The organism is Streptomyces sp. NPDC060027 (assembly GCF_042737005.1).
Lineage (GTDB): Bacteria > Actinomycetota > Actinomycetes > Streptomycetales > Streptomycetaceae > Streptomyces.
The window spans coordinates 1-16,362 of sequence record NZ_JBHWVI010000204.1 but is presented as its reverse complement, the minus strand read 5'-3'; the positions used below and the strand labels follow the sequence as shown (position 1 = coordinate 16,362).

Below are 16,362 nucleotides of genomic sequence, written 5' to 3'. Positions count from 1 at the left end.
GGCTCGCTTACCAGCGGTACCAGCGGCCACGCTTGCCGCCGCTGGCTGCAGGGCGGATCACGAAGCCGAGGACCCACACGATCAGCACGATCACGGCGATCCACCACAGGGCCTTGAGTGCGAAACCCGCACCGAACAGGATCAGGGCGAGCAGAAGAACAAGCAGAATAGGAACCATAGTTATCAACCTCCGAGGCCTCGTGTGCCCGGCCGGGCGATCTCTAGTCCTGCGGATCTAATTCAACTTTTAGACCACCCCCGGCTACGACAAGTCCTACGCAACCCTTCCGGTTTAAGGATGGAATCCGGGGTGATATGAGGGGCGGCGCACCACGCGTGATCCCGGCAGCCCGTGGGGGTTGCCGGGATCTGCGCTGTCCGGCACCCATGCTGTGCCCACCAGTAGATGAACAGTGGCGCGAGGTAACGGTCACACCGCATGGTGCTGTTGCCGTCGTGCTCCCCGGTGAGGAGGGCGCTGAGCGTCTTGCTGTGGGCCGTCCGGCGGGTCACGGCGCTGGCGCGCGCGAGACGGTCGACCATGGGTCAGCCGACCCCCACGGTCCCTCCGCTCAGGTCGGGGGTCCGCAGCGCCTGAGGCTGCGGTCGTGCACGGCGACCTCGACGCTGTCCGGCTGCGCGGTCAGGTCCAGGGTGCGGTTCCGCCGTCGTGGCGCAGGGCGTTGTGACGAACTCCGAGACGACCAGGGCCACAGTGCCGGCGACCACTCGGACATGTGGTGCCGTTCCTGTCCGGTGACGGTGCTGGAGTCCGGTCGGGCCGTCAGGCAGCGCGGACGAGTTGGGCCCGTCCGAACAACAGGGCGTAACCGTCGGGGAGTTGCCTGATGATCCGGGTGGTCAGGTCGTCTCCGGCGAGGCGAGCGATGACGCCGAGGACCGATCCGGTGTCCCAGCGGGTCGTCGCCGGAGTGCCGCCCGTTCGCTCGGCGAGGTCCTTCACGAAGCCCCAGCCGGTCAGGGGCCTGCCGGTGGGGATCTGCGAGGCGAGGCAGCTTGCTGCTTCCTGGGGGAGACGGGCGGCGAGTTCCGCGCGCTCGTCTCCCGTCAGCTGGCGGCCGAGGGCCTCAAGGACACGGCGTACGACGTCTTCTGCGTGGCGGCGGGTGGGGTAGGCGCCTTCGTAGCGCACCTTCTCCAGCATCTGGTCGAAGGTGACAGTTGCTGTCGGGGCCGGGGGCGCGAGGGGAGAGAGAAGAGTCATGAGGCGCGACGACTTTCCTTGTGTGGACCGATTTCCTGCTGCGGTGAACCGCGTGAACCGCGCGCTCCTCGCGGGATCGGTTGTCCGGCGTGGAGTGAGGGAGCCGACGCCGCCGGGCCCAAAGCGGGATCCAGGCGAACCCACCTGGGCCCGGCCGGCGGATCAGCTGTCGAGCTCCCTGCGTTCGGCGGTGCTGCGGACGCTGATCTTGCGGGGCTTGGCCCGTTCGGCGATCGGGATGCTCAGGGTCAGGACGCCGGCCTCGTAGTCCGCGGCGATCCGCTCGGTGTCGAGGGTGTCGGCCAGGACGATCTGGCGGGTGAAGACTCCCAGTGGCCGTTCGGACAATTCCGTCTGGGCGCTCTCGGACCGCGGCAGAGGGCGCCGCTCCGCCTTCACGGTGAGCATGTTCCGCTCGACGTCGATGTCGAGCGCGTCGGGGTCGATGCCCGGAAGGTCGAAGGCGATGACGTACTGGTCGCCGTCGCGGTAGGCGTCCATCGGCATCGCGGAGGGACGGGACCACGTCCCCGGCCCCGTCAGCTGCTGGGCCAGGCGGTCGAGTTCACGGAACGGGTCGGTGCGCATCAACACGGAAAACACCTCCAGATGAGTTCAGGCAGTAGCTGCCAATGCGCTTCACCTGACTCCGTTGTAGCATGTCATCCGAACGACGACAAGCTAGATGTCATCCGATCGATGACACGGCGCCGACCTGTGAAGGAGAGGCGAGGCGATGAACCACGACGGAACCCCGGCACCGGCATCCTTCGCGGCTGTGGCCACCGCGCTCGAGGCCATCGCCCGCGCCATGCGGACGGCACAGACCGCCGACAGCCCCTCCACCGACGACCCCGAACAAGCCATAGCGGCGCTGCTGCTCCTGCGTGAAGTACGGGAACAACTGGCCGACTGGGAGCCCGGACTGATCGAGACGGCCCGGGAGGCCGGCGCCAGCTGGGCCGACCTGGCCCACCCCCTCGGCGTCTCCAGCCGCCAAGCCGCCGAGCGGCGCTACCTACGTGTACGTCCTGGTGAAGCCGGCACCACCAAGGAGCAGCGCGTGAAGGCCACCCGCGACCAGCGAGCCGCAGACCGCTCCGTAGCCTCATGGGCCCATGACCACGCCGCCACGCTGCGCCAGCTCGCCGGGACCATCACCGCCCTGCCGGATCTTCCAGCCATCGCGACGGACGCACTCACGGCCCTCCACGCCGCGCTCGGAGACAGCGACCCGGCCGAACTCCTGGGCCCCCTCACCGAGGCAGGCCCTCACCTGCGTTCCGCTCATCCCGACCTGGCGGACCGCGTCACCGACATCGGCCGCCACACCCACGAGATGCGCGAGAGCGAGCATCGTCAGCGCTCTTCCCGCGGGCTGTGAGACTTGCGGGAACGGACGGGACAGGCCGCGGCGCACGTTCGACTTCGCGGACTGCGAGATGCCCGGCCGGCACGCGGGACTTGCCGGCGCGGTAGCAGGTGGCTGCGGATCACCGAGGCACTCTTGAACATCCGTCATCGGCGTCGGATCCCCGCTGATGGGATCACGCGGCGACGAATTCAGATGACCTTGGCGGAGTGCGTGAACGCCAGACCACGGCTGGTGCGCGATGGGACACGCGCGCGTCAGCGATGGGGGTGGCCCTGGTCCGGGTCATCGTCCGCAGTGGGCGACTCCGCCACGGCCTGATCTTCACAGCGCGCACGGCCGCTCAGGTGGGGATGAGGGGCAGCCTTCGCGAAGTGGCGGTGGCCCGTGTGCTGTCAGATGCTGGTCTGTACAGAGCGCCCGCCACGCCCGATTTGAGTCGGCCCCTGGTTGTTTGTCGTGTGCTGGGCAGCCGGGACGAAGTGCTTGAGACCGCAGGTGCATCTGCGGGATTGGTAGGCCCGAGGGGCATTCCTGTCTGTCTGCTGTTCGCACTCAGACGGCTGGCAGCAGCTTCGAGAGCAGATCCCGATGGCCACTCGAGATGCACGTGGGGGCACCGCTGACCACAGCGGCGTTCGTCCGAGGCCGCGAGCTGCGCCGCCAGATGCCGGGCCGGTTGTGTTGAAGGGTTTTGAGCAAGAGCCTACGGACAGTCGGATGCCTGGCGGTGCCCTCGCTGATGGATGCAGGAGGTCCGCGTGATTGTCATGCCCCCCGAATCGCCTGACCGCCGCCGCACCCCGGAGCGGCGTGCGGCGGACCTGTTCGTCGAATTCGTCGAGCGCGAGGCCCCAGGTGTGCCGCTGCCGGGCCGGTCGACGGCGCGCCGCTTTGCCGCCCTCGCCGCCCTGGGACGGCGGGATCTGTCCCTCGCACGGCTCGCCGAGGGACACCTGGACGCTGCGGCGATCCTGCACGAACTGGGCCACCCCCTGCCCGCTGCGGGGGAGCGGTGGGGAGTCTGGGCCGCACGCCCACCGGGCCCCGGCGTGCATGCCGCACGCACCGATCATGGGTGGAGGATCAGCGGCGTCAAGCCCTACTGCTCCGGTGCCCGCACCTGCACCCACGCCCTGGTGAGCGCAGACGCCGACGACGGCTACCGACTGTTCGCCGTCGCGCTGGACCACCCGGACGCGGATCCGGTGGAAGGGACGTGGCCGGCGGTCGGCATGGTCGGCAGCGACAGCCTGGACATGTCGTTCACGGACGCGCCCGCGCGAGCCGTCGGTGGGGTGGACGGTTACCTGACGCGGCCCGGTTTCCAGCACGGGGGAATCGGCGTGGCCGCGTGCTGGCTCGGGGGCGCCCACGCCGTTGCCGCGCCACTGTACGAGCGAGCTGCGGCGGGGCGGTTGAACGAGCACGCGGCCGCTCACCTCGGAACGGTCGACATGCTGTTGCACACCGCCGATGCCGTGGTGCGCCAAGCGGGTGAGGACATCGACGCCGACCCCCTCGATGAACGCGAGGAAGCACGGGTGCGCACTCTGCGAGTGCGGGCCCTGGCCGAAAGGGTGTGCACCGAGATCCTGCACCACGTCGGGCGTGCCACGGGTGCCGGGCCGTTGTGCCACGACGAACGGCACGCCCGCGCGGTGGCAGATTTGACGGTCTACGTGCGCCAGCACCACGCCGAGGCGAACCTGGCCGAACTCGGCCGCCTGGCCATCACGGACCCCGCCGAGGCAGCACGATGAGCACGCCAGAGACCATGAACGCTGCGAGGCAGGCCGCCGCAGCAGCCATTGACGCGCAGGGCACCGACGAGGCCGAGTGGCAGCAGGCGCGACTGCCGGACCACCTGCCACACCTGGTGCTTCCAAAGGGTCCCGTCGTCGTGGTGGCCGCCCACCCCGACGACGAGGTCCTGGGGTTCGGCGGCACCATCGCCGCCCTTCTCCATACCGGTGTGGAGGTCCACACGGTGTGCTTGAGCGACGGGGAAGCCTCCCACGGCCCTGCGACGCCGTCCGTCCGGGCACAGCTGGCTGCCCGGCGCCGCGGCGAACTGGTCGCAGCACTGGGCGAGCTCGGCGATCTGCCCGCCCCTGTGCATGCCGGTCTGCCCGATACAGCCCTCAACGAACACGAGAACCACGCGCAAGCCGTGATCGGCAAAGTTCTGGACGCCGCCGGGGCCGCCGCGTGCGTGGCGCCGTGGGAGGGCGACCTGCACAGCGACCACGAGGCCGCCGGCCGAGCCGCTCAGCGCGCCGGCCGTGACCACTCCACGCCGGTGTGGTCCTATCCGGTGTGGATGTGGCACTGGGCCTGCCCGCACGACCCCCGCGTCCCGTGGCATCGGGCCTTTGCTCTCCCTCTGGCGGAGGCGGCGATCGACCGCAAGAAGGCGGCCCTGGCCCGGTTCACCAGCCAACTGGAGCCACGCGGCTTTGGCATCGCGCCGGTCCTGCCGGCGCAGGAGATCTCCCACCACACCCGCACCTTCGAGACGGTGATCCGTTGAACACCCCCGCCGGCTATTTCAACGATCAGTACGCCCATGCCGCCGACCCATGGCACCTGGGCGAGCGGTGGTACGACCGCCGCAAGTACACGCTGACCGTCGCGGCTCTGCCCCGCCCCCGCTACCTGCGGGCCTTCGAGCCCGGCTGCTCGGTGGGCGTGTTGACCGAATTCCTGGCCGCCCGATGCGACCACCTGCTCTCCACCGACCGCATCCCCTCGGCCGTCGAAGCCACGGCTCAGCGCACCACCGGCCTGGACCACGTCACGGTGCGACGGATGACGGTGCCCGAGCAGTGGCCCCAAGAATCCTTCGACCTGGTGGTGCTGTCGGAACTTGTCTACTACTTCGACCCCAGCACCCGTACACGGCTGCTCCACCAAAGCGTGGAGAGCTTGAGGGAGGCCGGCCATCTGGTCACGGTGCACTGGAACCACCCAGTGGCCGAGCACACCTGCACGGGCCGCGACATCGCCGACCATCTCGACACCTTGACGAGCCTGAAACGGCTGGCCTGCTACGACGATCCCGACTTCACCCTCACCGTCCACGAACACAGCCCAGGTCCGGGCCCGGTACTCTCTCCGGCACGCGCGGAAGGTCTCGCGTGACGCCCTCAGTCCTGGCTGTCGTCGTCCCCGCGCACAACGAAGAACGCCGCATCGCTGCCTGCCTGCGCAGTGTGCACGCGGCAGCCGCACAAGCGGCACCGTTGCCTGTCGTGATCGTGGTGACAGCGGACGCCTGCACGGACGCCACAGCGCCTTTGGCCGCCCGCGGGGGAGCCCGCGTCGTGGAAATCCGCAGCCGCAATGTCGGAGCCGCGCGGGCGGCCGGCGTCGACCACGCACTGGAACTGCTGGCAGATGCCGGACCAGACGTGTGGCTGGCCATGACGGATGCCGACACCACCGTGCCCGCGGCCTGGCTTACCCACCAGGCCGACTGGGCACGGCGGGGCTACGACGCCGTCCTGGGCACCATCCGCCTGGCCCCCACCACGACCAGCGCCCTCCTTGTGGCCCGGCACGACACCGACTACTTCCGCACCCGCCGGCTCAGCGGGGCGGAAAGGGTGTGGGAGCACCCGCACGTTCACGGGGCGAACCTGGGCGTGTCCGCTGCGGCCTACCTGACGGTAGGCGGCTTCGCCCCCCTGCCAACCGGCGAAGACCGCGACCTCGCGGCCCGGCTGTCGGCGGCCGGCCACAGCATCGCCCGCACCGACCAGTACCCCGTGCACACCGCAGCCCGCCTGCGCGGACGGGCCCCCGGCGGCCTCGCGGACCTGCTCGCCTCTCTGCACCCTGCACCCTGCGGTATGGAATCCGCCCGTCACCGTGACCCCACACCATTGGACCCCGTCTGGCTTGACGCCAGGTCTCAGGAGACGCGCGGTTCGGTGAGGCCGGAGTGGCCAGTGCGTCCGTCCGAGGCGTGCTGGTGCGGCGAGGAGATGACCCTCCAGTAACGCCCCGGGCCTTCAGACGCTGGATCTGGCGCGCACCATGCCCGCAACGCAGGCGCCAAGAGCTGGGTGGACGAAGCTGTCGTGAGCGACGACGCGAACGGCTACACCCTGGTCACGTCCCGGACGCCCAAGGATCTCGACGACTTCCTTGGCGGCGTCAGCAAGGCCCTGGTCGGTTCCTGAGCCTTGAGCCGCCGCGGCTTGTTGGGCTCACCGGGCAGATCCAGAGGGGATGCCCGCATCTGGCAGACATCCCACCGACGGTCGGCACCGCGGGCAAAGTCGATGAGGTCGCCCAGTCCAGGAAGACGGCCGCAGGAGACGAGCGTGACATCACCGCGGTGGTCACCGCGGTGATCAGGGCGACAGCTTCCTGGCTGACCGAAGCAGCCGTTCCCCAGTACGAGGCGGCCTACTGTCATGCCCATGCAGCTCTGCTGGACAGGTTGATTTGTCGGGAACGTCCAGCCCGTATGTGACTCGGGTACTCCACGCATCACCTCAGGATCGTGCAGCGTTCGCGCATGGGAAAGCATGAAAAGTTGTTCCGGTATATCTTGACGTGTGAACGGTGGAGAGTGGACGCTTGCGGGGTCAGAGTCGGGCGGATGCTTTAGGAGTGGGGGTCATGTCAGAGCGTGCGCCTTCTGCGCAGACCGGGAGCGCTGAGAGGTCCCCGCTTGCGTCGGCCACAGGCCACTTCCCCCCGAGGGAGGACAGCGCGGTCGGCGAGGCGACACAGAATCCGAGTCCTCGGTTCGATCGCGTGGACAATCTGGTGGACACGGTCCCCGGAGACCCACTGACTCAACCGCTGCAGCAGCAACTGACTGCCGTCATCGCCCTCGACACGCCGCCGATCGAGTCCTGTGGCGAGAAGGGATGACCGCGATGAAGTGTCCGAGGCTGTCGGTTACCCGCTCCACCACCGCCGACGGCATCACCGTGCTGGCTCTGCGCGGTGAAGTCGACTTCACCACCGGCGCGGAGATCCAGTGTGCGCTTCTGGACTCCGAGGGGGAGGCAAACCGGCATACCGTGATGGACCTGAGCCAGGTGACCTTCATGGATTCCACAGGCATCGACGCCCTCGTCGGGGCTCACCAGGCCGCTGCCGCCATCCAGGGCTGGGTACGCGTGGCCGGTCCCACCCCACCCGTCCTGCGCGTCCTTCAGATCGTCGGCCTCGACACCGTGATCACCTGTTATCCCACGCTCCAACAGGCCCTGAGCAACTGCTGTGATGCGCCTGAAACTGCGGCCGCTCGACCTGGTTGATCCAGGAGGAGCCGGTCGGAGTGAAGTGGCCATGGAAGCGGGGGTGCTTGCCGATCCAGGTCTTGATCTCGGGGGCTCCGGCGGTGACCGTCCCACCTCCCCGCGGCGCTACCCACGCTTCGAGTTCGTCACGCACGAGGGCCGGCAGGTCCGGATCTATGACACGGCTCCGGACGCCACCGTCCCGGGCGACGTCTTCACTGTCCCCTGTCTGCCGGAGCGCCCGGGCAGGGCCACGGTGGCCCTGCCCGGTCAGGCCCTGCGCAGGACCCGGTTCGCTCCGGCCGCGGCCGCTGTCGCGAGAATCCAGCCCGCGCTCACCAGGACGACCACCACCCACTGCATGTCGCCGTGCGCGTCGAACGCGGGCTCCTGCCCGAAGTCGATCAGGGGAAGCAGGAGGTCCAGTGTGTACACGGCCGCCTGGAAGTCCGGTCGAGCGCCGTCGCCGACGGGGTTCGGAGGCCATGCGGAGAACATCGCGGTGCCGACGGTGAAGAACACGGCGAGCAGCAGCACCGCGCGGAGCGGCCGGTAGCCGTAGCCGACGGTGACATCCTGGAGGAGGCTCCAGATCCGGGCCGGCCAGGCCAGGGTGGTGCGCATCCGGCGCTGTTTGGCCAGCAGCACGGTTCGGGCGTCGGCGTCCCTGCCGTGTCGCTGGTAGTTGGCGGCCAGTTGTTCGTACGGCTGCGGGGTGAAGCCCGCCGGGTCGCGGTCGAGCCAGGTGAGCCGCTGACGGCCGGGCAGTGTGGGGTCGATGCTCTCGTAGGCGACGCCTTCGAGCACGAGCGAGCGAGGCCACTTGGCCGGATCGTCGCGCAGCACGCCGATCCGCGTGTGGCTCAGGTCGAGGAATCCGGCGGGCGCCTCGCGGAGGTCCAGCACCAGTTCGGAAGCCGTGGAACCCCGGCACCTCAACGCGCGCTCTCCGGCCGGGACATCGAACAGAGCATCCTTGAAGCAGATTCTCCCCCGTACGGTGACATGACTGAGTGAGATCCGGCCATGTGCCGTCAGGCCGTCACAGCATTTGAACTCGGCGCCCACGTCGATGCCGTTGGCGCGCAGGCACGGTCCGGGGTCGCCGGTCAGATCCGCACCCTCGAGAAGTACGGAACCGCCGACTCTGGCGTCCCGCAGGTCCACCGTGCCCTGTGAGACGAATCCGCCACGGCAGTTGACGTCACCGCCGACGTGCAGGCGGGCCGCCTTCAGTGCCGTCCCGGCCGGATGGTGCAGCCGGGCCCGCTTCAGCACCACGGTTCCCCGCACCGAGGTGTCCCTGAGGTCGAGGCAGCCCCGCACGACGAGCCCCGACCCCGCTTGTATGTCGCCTCCGACGGTGGCGCAGAGGAGTTGCAGGGCGGGTTCCCCCCGTCGCTCGCCCGGGCCCGTCAGGGTGCTGTCCTCCAGATGCAGCGATCCGCCGATCGAGGCTCCGTACAGGTTGATCGACCCGTCGCTGGAGAACCCGCGGTCGAGATGGAGACCGCCGCCCACGGTGAGTTCGGGAGCCTGGAGAGAGGCTCGGTCGCCCTGGATCCGGGAGCCCCGGAAGTCGAGGGTGTCCTGGACGCGAGAGCTGTCGAGGCGGATCGGCCCGGTGCAGACCAGTTCGGCCGCCGAGAACTGTTCCTCGACGGCTATGGACCGCCCGTCGACCGCCGGCTTGTCCTCGGGAGCGTTCACCGTCGAGCGGTCCAACAGCAGGCGTGTGCCGACGGCCGACGAACGGAGGTCCAGGGTGCCGTCGAGCACGCACCCCACTATTTCGCACTCCCGGTCCACCGCGGCCCCCACCGCGGTCAGTCCCGGCAAGGCGCAGTCCATCAGCTCCAGTGCGCCGAACCGGCCGCCGTCGAAGCAGGGAGCCTCGTCGAAGGCGCAGGACCGAAGGCGTATCGCGCTCGGGACAACCACCTCGGACAGGTCCAGGGTTCCGGTGATGCGCGTGTCACGGAGCCTGAGCCGGGCCAGCCTCCCCGGCACCGGGCGCGGCGCGGCGACGAGCAGCCACCGCAGCGTCTCGGCGCGGACCACCGGCACGTCCTCACACCACTCGCCGCGCCGGTACGCCTCCCAGAGCCGCCGTTCGTGAGCCTCCCAGTCATCCGGCGGGTCGTCATCGGACACCCTGCCGTCCCCCTCCCCAGCGGCAGCGAAGCACGGCATTGCTACCCGGCCCCCGTCGAGATCACGCACGCAGTCGAAGCCGATGGCCAGGGCTTCCCGGACGGGTCCTCCGACGCCCCGTCCGAAACCGTTCGTCTCGCGTACCGCCGAGTTTCACGCGAGCGCCACGGGGCCCTTCCCTGACGTTTGGTGCTCTTGGAACACTCCTTTCGCGCACGTTCCATCACCTTCCGGCCGAATGGGCCCGTCAGGACAAGAGGTCACCCACCCATGCCCCAAGTGAATCGGCGCCGATTCCTTCAACTCGCCGGTGGCACCACGGCGTTCACCGCGCTGTCCAGCAGCGTCCAGCGTGCGGCGGCTCTGCCCGCGCACCATCGTTCGGGCACGATCGAGGACGTCGAGCACATCGTCGTCCTGATGCAGGAGAACCGTTCGTTCGACCATTACTTCGGTTCGCTGAGGGGTGTCCGCGGCTTCGGCGATCCGCGTCCCGCGACCACCACGGGCACCAAGTCGGTCTGGTACCAGTCGGACGGCACCAAGGACGTCCTCCCCTTCCACCCGGAGGCGGACGACCTCGGTCTCGCGTTCATCCAGGACCTCCCGCACGGCTGGAGCGACGGGCACACCGCGTTCAACAAGGGCAGGTACGACCAGTGGGTGCCCGCCAAGTCGGCGACGACGATGGCGTATCTGACGCGCGAGGACATCCCGTTCCACTACGCGCTGGCCGACTCCTTCACCGTCTGCGACGCGTACCACTGCTCGTTCATCGGTTCCACGGACCCGAACCGCTACTACATGTGGACCGGCTACACGGGCAACGACGGCAAGGGCGGCGGCCCGGTCCTCGGCAACGACGAGGCCGGGTACGGCTGGACGACGTACCCGGAGCGGCTGGAAGCGGCCGGGATCTCCTGGAAGATCTACCAGGACGTCGGCGACGGGCTCGACGCCAACGGTTCCTGGGGATGGATACCGGACGCCTACCGCGGCAACTACGGCGACAACTCGCTGCTGTACTTCAACCAGTACCGCAACGCCGAGCCCGGCGATCCGCTCTACGACAAGGCCCGCACCGGCACCGACGCCCGCAAGGGCGAGGGCTTCTTCGACCAGCTCCGGGCCGACGTGCAGGGCGGGAGGCTGCCGAAGATCTCCTGGATCGCCGCACCCGAGGCCTTCACCGAGCACCCCAACTGGCCCGCCAACTACGGTGCCTGGTACATCTCCCAGGTGCTGGACGCGCTCACCTCGGACCCCGAGGTGTGGAGCAGGACGGCCCTGTTCATCACGTACGACGAGAACGACGGCTTCTTCGACCACCTGGTGCCGCCGTTCCCGCCGCAGTCCGCGGCGCAGGGCAAGTCCACGGTCGACGTCGGCCCGGACCTGTACCAGGGTGACGCGAGCCGTGCCGCCGGTCCCTACGGACTCGGCCAGCGGGTGCCGATGCTCGTCGTCTCGCCCTGGAGCAAGGGCGGTTACGTCTGCTCCGAGACGCTCGACCACACCTCGATCATCCGGTTCATGGAAGCCCGGTTCGGGGTGCGCGAGCCCAACATCTCGCCGTGGCGGCGTGCCGTCACCGGCGACCTCACCGCCGCCTTCGACTTCGCGCGCAAGGACACCAAGCCGGTCGCGCTGCCCGACACCGACGGATACCGACCGCCGGACGGCAACCGTCACCCGGACTATGTGCCGACCCCGCCGGCGAACCCCGCCCTGCCCCGGCAGGAGCGCGGCTCGCGCCCGGCCCGCCCCCTCAAGTACGCGCCCCTCGTGGACGGTTCGGCGGACATCGCGGCCGGTAAGTTCACGCTGACCTTCGGCTCCGGCGCCAAGGCCGGCGCCGCCTTCCTCGTCACCTCGGGCAACCGCACCGACGGCCCCTGGACGTACACCACCGAGGCGGGGAAGACCGTCTCCGACACCTGGAACTCGGCCTACTCGGCCGGCTCGTACGACCTCACGGTGCACGGTCCGAACGGCTTCCTGCGCACCTTCAAGGGCGCCAACAGGACGGCGGCGCCCGAGGTCACCGCCCGCCATGTCGGCTGCGACGTCGAGCTCACCCTCGTCAACAGGGGCGCCGCCACGGCGACGCTCAAACTCACCGACGGCTACGGCGGGCAGCCGCATGTCCTCCGGGTACGGGCGGGCGCGACCGTGAAGCACACGGTGGACCTGCGGGCGAGTAAGCGCTGGTACGACCTGACCGTCGTCTGGGACGCGGAGGCGGGCTTCCTGAGGCGATTCGCCGGACATGTCGAGAATGGCCGACCCGGCGTCAGCGACCCGGCCCTCATCACCGTCTGATGGATACCCGGCTGACGGTTGAGTTCCGGCCATGTCACGGTAGGGTGCCCCGGTGACCACGCATTCGAACACTCCTGCAGGTTGGTACCCGGACCCCAACGCGCCTCAGACGCAGCGCTACTGGGACGGCTCGCGGTGGACCGACCAGCAGGCTCCGGCCGCTCAGCAGGTGCCGCAGCAGGGCCAGGCGCCTCAGCAGGCGTTCCCCCAGCAGGCCGCGCCGGGCGCGGACCCGCGCGTGCAGCGTCAGGTGCAGCAGCAGGCCGGGGTGGCCCCCAGCGGCGTCGGCGGCGGCAGCCTGTTCACCGAGCCGGTCCTGGTGGTGAACCAGAAGGCCAAGCTGATCGAGCTGACCAACGAGTACAAGGTCATGGACCAGCAGGGCAATCTGATCGGCTCGGTCGTCCAGGTCGGACAGGGCGTGCTCAAGAAGATCCTGCGCTTCGTCTCCAGCCTCGACCAGTTCATGACGCACAAGCTGGAGATCCGTGACGCGCACGGCCAGCCGCAGCTGCTGCTCACGCGCCCCGCGAAGTTCCTCAAGTCGCGGGTGATCGTGTCGCGTCCGGACGGTTCGCCCGTCGGCGAGATTGTCCAGCAGAACATGATCGGCAAGATCAACTTCGCGATGAACGTCAACGGCCAGAAGGTCGGTGCGATCAAGGCGGAGAACTGGCGTGCCTGGAACTTCGCGATCGTCGACCACACGGACAACGAGGTGGCCCGGATCACGAAGACCTGGGAAGGCCTCGCCAAGACGATGTTCACGACCGCGGACAACTACGTCCTGCAGATCCACTTCCAGCTCCCCGAGCCGCTGCTGAGCCTCGTCGTCGCGACCGCGCTGACCGTCGACACGGCGCTCAAGCAGGACTCCCGCGGACTGGGTTAGCGAGACCGGATGTGCGGAAGGGCGGCTGCGGATCTCTCCGCGGCCGCCCTTCGTGTCTGTCGCGCCCCTCACGAGCGCCGGCCACGCGGGGCTGTTCCTCCAGGGTCCTACAGAGACGTGAGGTGGCCCGAGTTGGGCTGCTGAGGCAGCAACGAGGGCTCGCACGCCGCAGATCCGGGCTCCAGCGCCAGCACCGCGGCGACGGGATGCTCGTCGTCCACCAGGGTGTCCACCGGGTCCGCGGCCGGCTCGGGTGCCGAGCGGGACAGCGTCACCACGCCGCACCCGGCGATCGACGCTCCCACGAGCGCGAGCAGGACGCCCGCCGCACCGCCCTGGAGGCGTTCGCCGAGCAGCGACAGTCCGATCACCGCCGCGGCCAGCGGGTTGGCGAGCGTCACGACGGCCAGCGGAGCGCCGAGTCCGCCCTGGTACGCGGTCTGCGACAGCAGCAGTCCGCCCGCCGCGAAGACCGCCACGAGCAGTGCCACCACGACCACTTGGGCGCTCATCAGAGAGTCCGAGCGGTCCGTGGCGGCCACCGTCACGGTCTGGGTGAGGGCCGACGCCACGCCCGAGGCGAACCCGGAGGCCGTCGCGTGCCGCAGGCCCGGCCGCGCGCCGCGCGACAGCCCGCCGATGAGTACGGCGGTCGTACCGGCGACGGCCAACGCCTGCGGCAGGCTCATCACATCGTCGGGCGTGGGTCCGGAGGCCGTGACGAGCAGTGCGGCGAGGCCGAGCAGGGTGAGCGCCGTACCGCGCCACTCGACCGCGGTGACCCGCCGTCCGGCGACCCGCGCGCCCAGCGGTACCGCCGCCACGAGAGTCAGCGCCCCCAGCGGCTGGACCAGCGTGAGCGTTCCGTACTTGAGGGCCGCGACATGCAGCAGCGCGGCCGAGGCGTTCAGTGTCACCGACCACCACCAGGCGCCGCGGGCCAGCAGGCGCAGCGTGCCCGAGCCGGCCGACCGGGCGGCGAGCCGCTCCTGGGCGACGGCCGCGGCGGCGTAGGCCGCCGCGGAGAAGAGGGACAGGACGATGGCGGCGAGCGTCGGGGTCATCGCCCGGCTCCCACGAGTGCGGGCAGATCCCGTACGGGGACCTCGGCGAGGTCGTGCTCCTTGTGCCGTCCCGCGGTCGTCACCGTCCGGTGCGGTGGGTGGACGGCGGCGAGGGCGATGCAGAGCAGCGCGGTCGCGGCGATCGCGTCGAGCCAGTAGTGGTTCGCGGTGCCGACGATCACCAGCAGGGTGAGCAGCGGATGCAGCAGCCACAGCGGGCGCAGGCGCGACCGGGTCGCCGCGATCAGGCCGATCGCGACCATCAGTGCCCAGCCGAAGTGCAGCGACGGCATCGCCGCGAACTGGTTCGCCATCGCGTCGGTCGCCGGGTGCGCTCCGTACACCGTGGGCCCGTACACCTGGCCGGTGTCGACGAGACCCGTCTCGGCGAGGAGCCGCGGCGGTGCGAGCGGGAAGGTGAGGTGCCCGACCAGGGCGGCGGCGGTGACCAGGGCGAGGACCCGGCGGGCCCACACGTAGTGCGCGGGGCGCCGCAGATACAGCCAGACCAGGAAGGCGGCGGTGGCCGGGAAGTGGACCGTCGCGTAGTAGGTGTTCGCGATGTGCACGAGCGAGTCGCTGTGCAGGAGCGTGCCCTGGAGGGCGCCCTCGTCCGGCAGGTGCAGGAATCGTTCCCAGTCCCAGACGCGGTGGGCGTCCGCGAAGGCCTGGTCGGTGTGGCCGGTGGCCAGCAGGCGGCCGGCCTTGTAGACGACGAAGAGCCCGACGACGAGCAGCAGCTCCCGCAGCAGCGGCGGGCGCGCGACGGTGTCGTGCGGGCGCACCGGGGCGGCCGCGTCGCGCGACACGCCCGGCGGTATGGCCGCGTCGGGCGGCTCCGGTTCTGATGCGGACTCGGATGCGGAATCTGCAGGCTCGGTTCGGGAATCCATCCCCGGCCCCCTTGCTGACGGTCTGGTGTGGGGTGGTGCGCGGTGAGCCCGGGGCAGCATCCACCCGGTGTCCGTCCGATCTTCGGATGCGGGAGGAGTGGATGCTGTCCGAGGCTCATCGATACGGCAGTGTACCGATACGGCAGTGTACCGATACGGGAGTGTACCGATACGCAGCCGTACCGGTACACTGACGTATCGATTAGAGTGGATGCAAGACCGCACCGGCGTCAGCCGGTTTCCAGCGAGGAGAAGCGCCATGACGTCGCAGGCCGCGGACGGACCGGAGACGGTCGTCGCCTCGCGCCGCTCCAAGATCACGCCTGAGCGTGAGCAGGAGTTCTACGACGCCGTGCTCGAGCAGATCCGGGAATGCGGCTACGAGGCGCTCACCATGGAGGGCGTCGCCGCCAGCACGCGGTGCAGCAAGTCCACGCTCTACCGGCAGTGGAAGACGAAGCCCCAGTTCGTGGCCGCCGCGCTGCGCAACAACCGCTGTCCGCGGTTCACGGGCATCGACACCGGCTCGCTCGCCGGGGACCTGCGCGAGGCGGCAAGGGCCGCGGGCGAATGGTCGGCCCGGGACAGCACGCAGCTGCTGCAGGGCCTCGGCAACGCCGTGATGCAGGACAAGGAGCTTCAGCAGGCGCTCCGCGACGCCCTCGTGGAGCCCGAGGTCGCCGAGCTGAGGCAGATGATCAGCCGTGCCGTCGAGCGCGGCGAGGTCGCCGCCGATCACCCGGCGCTCGAGTTCATCCCGGCCCAGATGCTCGGGGTCCTGCGGGTGCGCCCCCTTCTGGAGGGCCAGTACGCGGACGCGGCGTATCTCACACAGTTCGTGGAGGCGGTCGTGCTGCCCACGCTCGGCCTGACCTGAGACTCAGGCCGCCGTCCTCGGGATGACAGGACGTCGGCCTGTATCGCGCCGCACCGTGGGGACGGGGGCGGCGCGCACCCACCGGCCGGGTGGGGTTCCCCTTGAGCGGAGGGGCGCCCCATCCGGCCGATTCATGCCCACGGACCCGTGCGAGCCGACGCGAACACCCGCTCGGCGGGTGGACGGGCGACCGGGGACGCCCGGCTCGGCGCGCGGAGCGGGGGGGGGGCGCCCCCGGCGGGGGGGGGAGGGGAGGGGAGCCCGGGCTCGGGGCCGGCTGTCGCTCGGGGAGAGCTACG

The 16,362-nt window shown here is 69.9% G+C and carries 15 protein-coding genes; 9 read left to right on the top strand and 6 right to left on the bottom strand.

Annotated features, from left to right (window positions below; translation table 11 throughout):
- Positions 1 to 7 precede the first annotated feature (7 nt).
- The 3 genes from ACFWBT_RS34280 to ACFWBT_RS34270 form a co-directional block, all read right to left on the bottom strand.
- Entirely contained in the window at positions 8 to 178 is a 171-nt protein-coding gene (locus ACFWBT_RS34280) for a hypothetical protein (RefSeq protein WP_057605601.1), read from the bottom strand.
- A gap of 606 nt (positions 179 to 784) precedes the next feature.
- On the bottom strand, positions 785 to 1,225 hold the full coding sequence (locus ACFWBT_RS34275) for a DUF2267 domain-containing protein (RefSeq protein WP_385706878.1): 441 nt from the start codon (positions 1,223 to 1,225) through the stop codon (positions 785 to 787).
- A gap of 162 nt (positions 1,226 to 1,387) precedes the next feature.
- Complete coding sequence (locus tag ACFWBT_RS34270; protein WP_385706877.1) at positions 1,388 to 1,819, bottom strand: Hsp20/alpha crystallin family protein; 432 nt, start codon at positions 1,817 to 1,819, stop codon at positions 1,388 to 1,390.
- 142 nt (positions 1,820 to 1,961) lie between these two features.
- Between ACFWBT_RS34270 and ACFWBT_RS34265 the strand changes: the two genes are divergently transcribed.
- From ACFWBT_RS34265 to ACFWBT_RS34240, 6 genes are all read left to right on the top strand, one after another.
- The gene (locus ACFWBT_RS34265; RefSeq protein ID WP_385706876.1) at positions 1,962 to 2,609 is read left to right on the top strand and encodes a type III effector protein; all 648 of its coding nucleotides are present in this window, start codon (positions 1,962 to 1,964) and stop codon (positions 2,607 to 2,609) included.
- A gap of 758 nt (positions 2,610 to 3,367) precedes the next feature.
- On the top strand, positions 3,368 to 4,360 hold the full coding sequence (locus ACFWBT_RS34260; protein WP_385706879.1) for an acyl-CoA dehydrogenase: 993 nt from the start codon (positions 3,368 to 3,370) through the stop codon (positions 4,358 to 4,360).
- A 14-nt stretch (positions 4,361 to 4,374) separates the two neighbouring features.
- Positions 4,375 to 5,130, top strand: a complete 756-nt coding sequence (locus ACFWBT_RS34255) for a PIG-L deacetylase family protein (protein ID WP_385706875.1) — start codon at positions 4,375 to 4,377, stop codon at positions 5,128 to 5,130.
- Positions 5,127 to 5,741 carry an SAM-dependent methyltransferase gene (locus tag ACFWBT_RS34250; protein WP_385706874.1) on the top strand — a complete coding sequence of 205 codons (615 nt, stop codon included), beginning with the start codon at positions 5,127 to 5,129 and terminating at the stop codon, positions 5,739 to 5,741. Before ACFWBT_RS34255 ends, ACFWBT_RS34250 begins: the two co-directional genes overlap by 4 nt.
- Positions 5,738 to 6,601: a glycosyltransferase gene (locus ACFWBT_RS34245; protein ID WP_385706873.1), complete on the top strand. Its 864-nt coding sequence runs from the start codon at positions 5,738 to 5,740 to the stop codon at positions 6,599 to 6,601. Before ACFWBT_RS34250 ends, ACFWBT_RS34245 begins: the two co-directional genes overlap by 4 nt.
- A gap of 882 nt (positions 6,602 to 7,483) precedes the next feature.
- Entirely contained in the window at positions 7,484 to 7,879 is a 396-nt protein-coding gene (locus tag ACFWBT_RS34240) for an STAS domain-containing protein (protein ID WP_385706872.1), read from the top strand.
- Between the two features lie 252 nt (positions 7,880 to 8,131).
- On the opposite strand, the gene ACFWBT_RS34235 is transcribed toward ACFWBT_RS34240, so the two are convergent.
- Positions 8,132 to 10,015, bottom strand: coding sequence for a hypothetical protein (locus ACFWBT_RS34235; RefSeq protein ID WP_385706871.1), 1,884 nt, complete (start codon positions 10,013 to 10,015; stop codon positions 8,132 to 8,134).
- Between the two features lie 270 nt (positions 10,016 to 10,285).
- Here ACFWBT_RS34235 and ACFWBT_RS34230 point away from each other — a divergent pair, with 270 nt between their 5' ends.
- Both ACFWBT_RS34230 and ACFWBT_RS34225 read left to right on the top strand, forming a co-directional pair.
- On the top strand, positions 10,286 to 12,337 hold the full coding sequence (locus ACFWBT_RS34230) for a phosphocholine-specific phospholipase C (RefSeq protein WP_385706870.1): 2,052 nt from the start codon (positions 10,286 to 10,288) through the stop codon (positions 12,335 to 12,337).
- Positions 12,338 to 12,389: 52 nt separating this feature from the next.
- On the top strand, positions 12,390 to 13,229 hold the full coding sequence (locus ACFWBT_RS34225; protein WP_385706869.1) for a phospholipid scramblase-related protein: 840 nt from the start codon (positions 12,390 to 12,392) through the stop codon (positions 13,227 to 13,229).
- A 107-nt stretch (positions 13,230 to 13,336) separates the two neighbouring features.
- Here ACFWBT_RS34225 and ACFWBT_RS34220 read toward each other — a convergent pair whose 3' ends face one another.
- Together ACFWBT_RS34220 and ACFWBT_RS34215 are read right to left on the bottom strand one after the other, a co-directional pair.
- A complete protein-coding gene (locus ACFWBT_RS34220) occupies positions 13,337 to 14,293 on the bottom strand; it encodes a hypothetical protein (protein ID WP_385706868.1) in 957 nt (318 codons plus the stop codon).
- The gene (locus ACFWBT_RS34215; protein ID WP_385706867.1) at positions 14,290 to 15,186 is read right to left on the bottom strand and encodes a phosphatase PAP2 family protein; all 897 of its coding nucleotides are present in this window, start codon (positions 15,184 to 15,186) and stop codon (positions 14,290 to 14,292) included. Before ACFWBT_RS34215 ends, ACFWBT_RS34220 begins: the two co-directional genes overlap by 4 nt.
- A 259-nt stretch (positions 15,187 to 15,445) precedes the next feature.
- Here ACFWBT_RS34215 and ACFWBT_RS34210 point away from each other — a divergent pair, with 259 nt between their 5' ends.
- Complete coding sequence (locus ACFWBT_RS34210) at positions 15,446 to 16,063, top strand: TetR/AcrR family transcriptional regulator (protein ID WP_266764017.1); 618 nt, start codon at positions 15,446 to 15,448, stop codon at positions 16,061 to 16,063.
- Positions 16,064 to 16,362: the final 299 nt, after the last annotated feature.

Coding starts and splice junctions, on each gene's coding strand:
- ACFWBT_RS34255 (WP_385706875.1), top strand. CDS start 4,375: ATGAACGCTGCGAGGCAGGCCGCCGCAGCAGCCATTGACGCGCAGGGC.
- ACFWBT_RS34210 (WP_266764017.1), top strand. CDS start 15,446: ATGACGTCGCAGGCCGCGGACGGACCGGAGACGGTCGTCGCCTCGCGC.
- ACFWBT_RS34220 (WP_385706868.1), bottom strand. CDS start 14,293: ATGACCCCGACGCTCGCCGCCATCGTCCTGTCCCTCTTCTCCGCGGCG.
- ACFWBT_RS34260 (WP_385706879.1), top strand. CDS start 3,368: ATGCCCCCCGAATCGCCTGACCGCCGCCGCACCCCGGAGCGGCGTGCG.
- ACFWBT_RS34275 (WP_385706878.1), bottom strand. CDS start 1,225: ATGACTCTTCTCTCTCCCCTCGCGCCCCCGGCCCCGACAGCAACTGTC.
- ACFWBT_RS34265 (WP_385706876.1), top strand. CDS start 1,962: ATGAACCACGACGGAACCCCGGCACCGGCATCCTTCGCGGCTGTGGCC.
- ACFWBT_RS34215 (WP_385706867.1), bottom strand. CDS start 15,186: ATGGATTCCCGAACCGAGCCTGCAGATTCCGCATCCGAGTCCGCATCA.
- ACFWBT_RS34240 (WP_385706872.1), top strand. CDS start 7,484: ATGACCGCGATGAAGTGTCCGAGGCTGTCGGTTACCCGCTCCACCACC.
- ACFWBT_RS34280 (WP_057605601.1), bottom strand. CDS start 178: ATGGTTCCTATTCTGCTTGTTCTTCTGCTCGCCCTGATCCTGTTCGGT.
- ACFWBT_RS34230 (WP_385706870.1), top strand. CDS start 10,286: ATGCCCCAAGTGAATCGGCGCCGATTCCTTCAACTCGCCGGTGGCACC.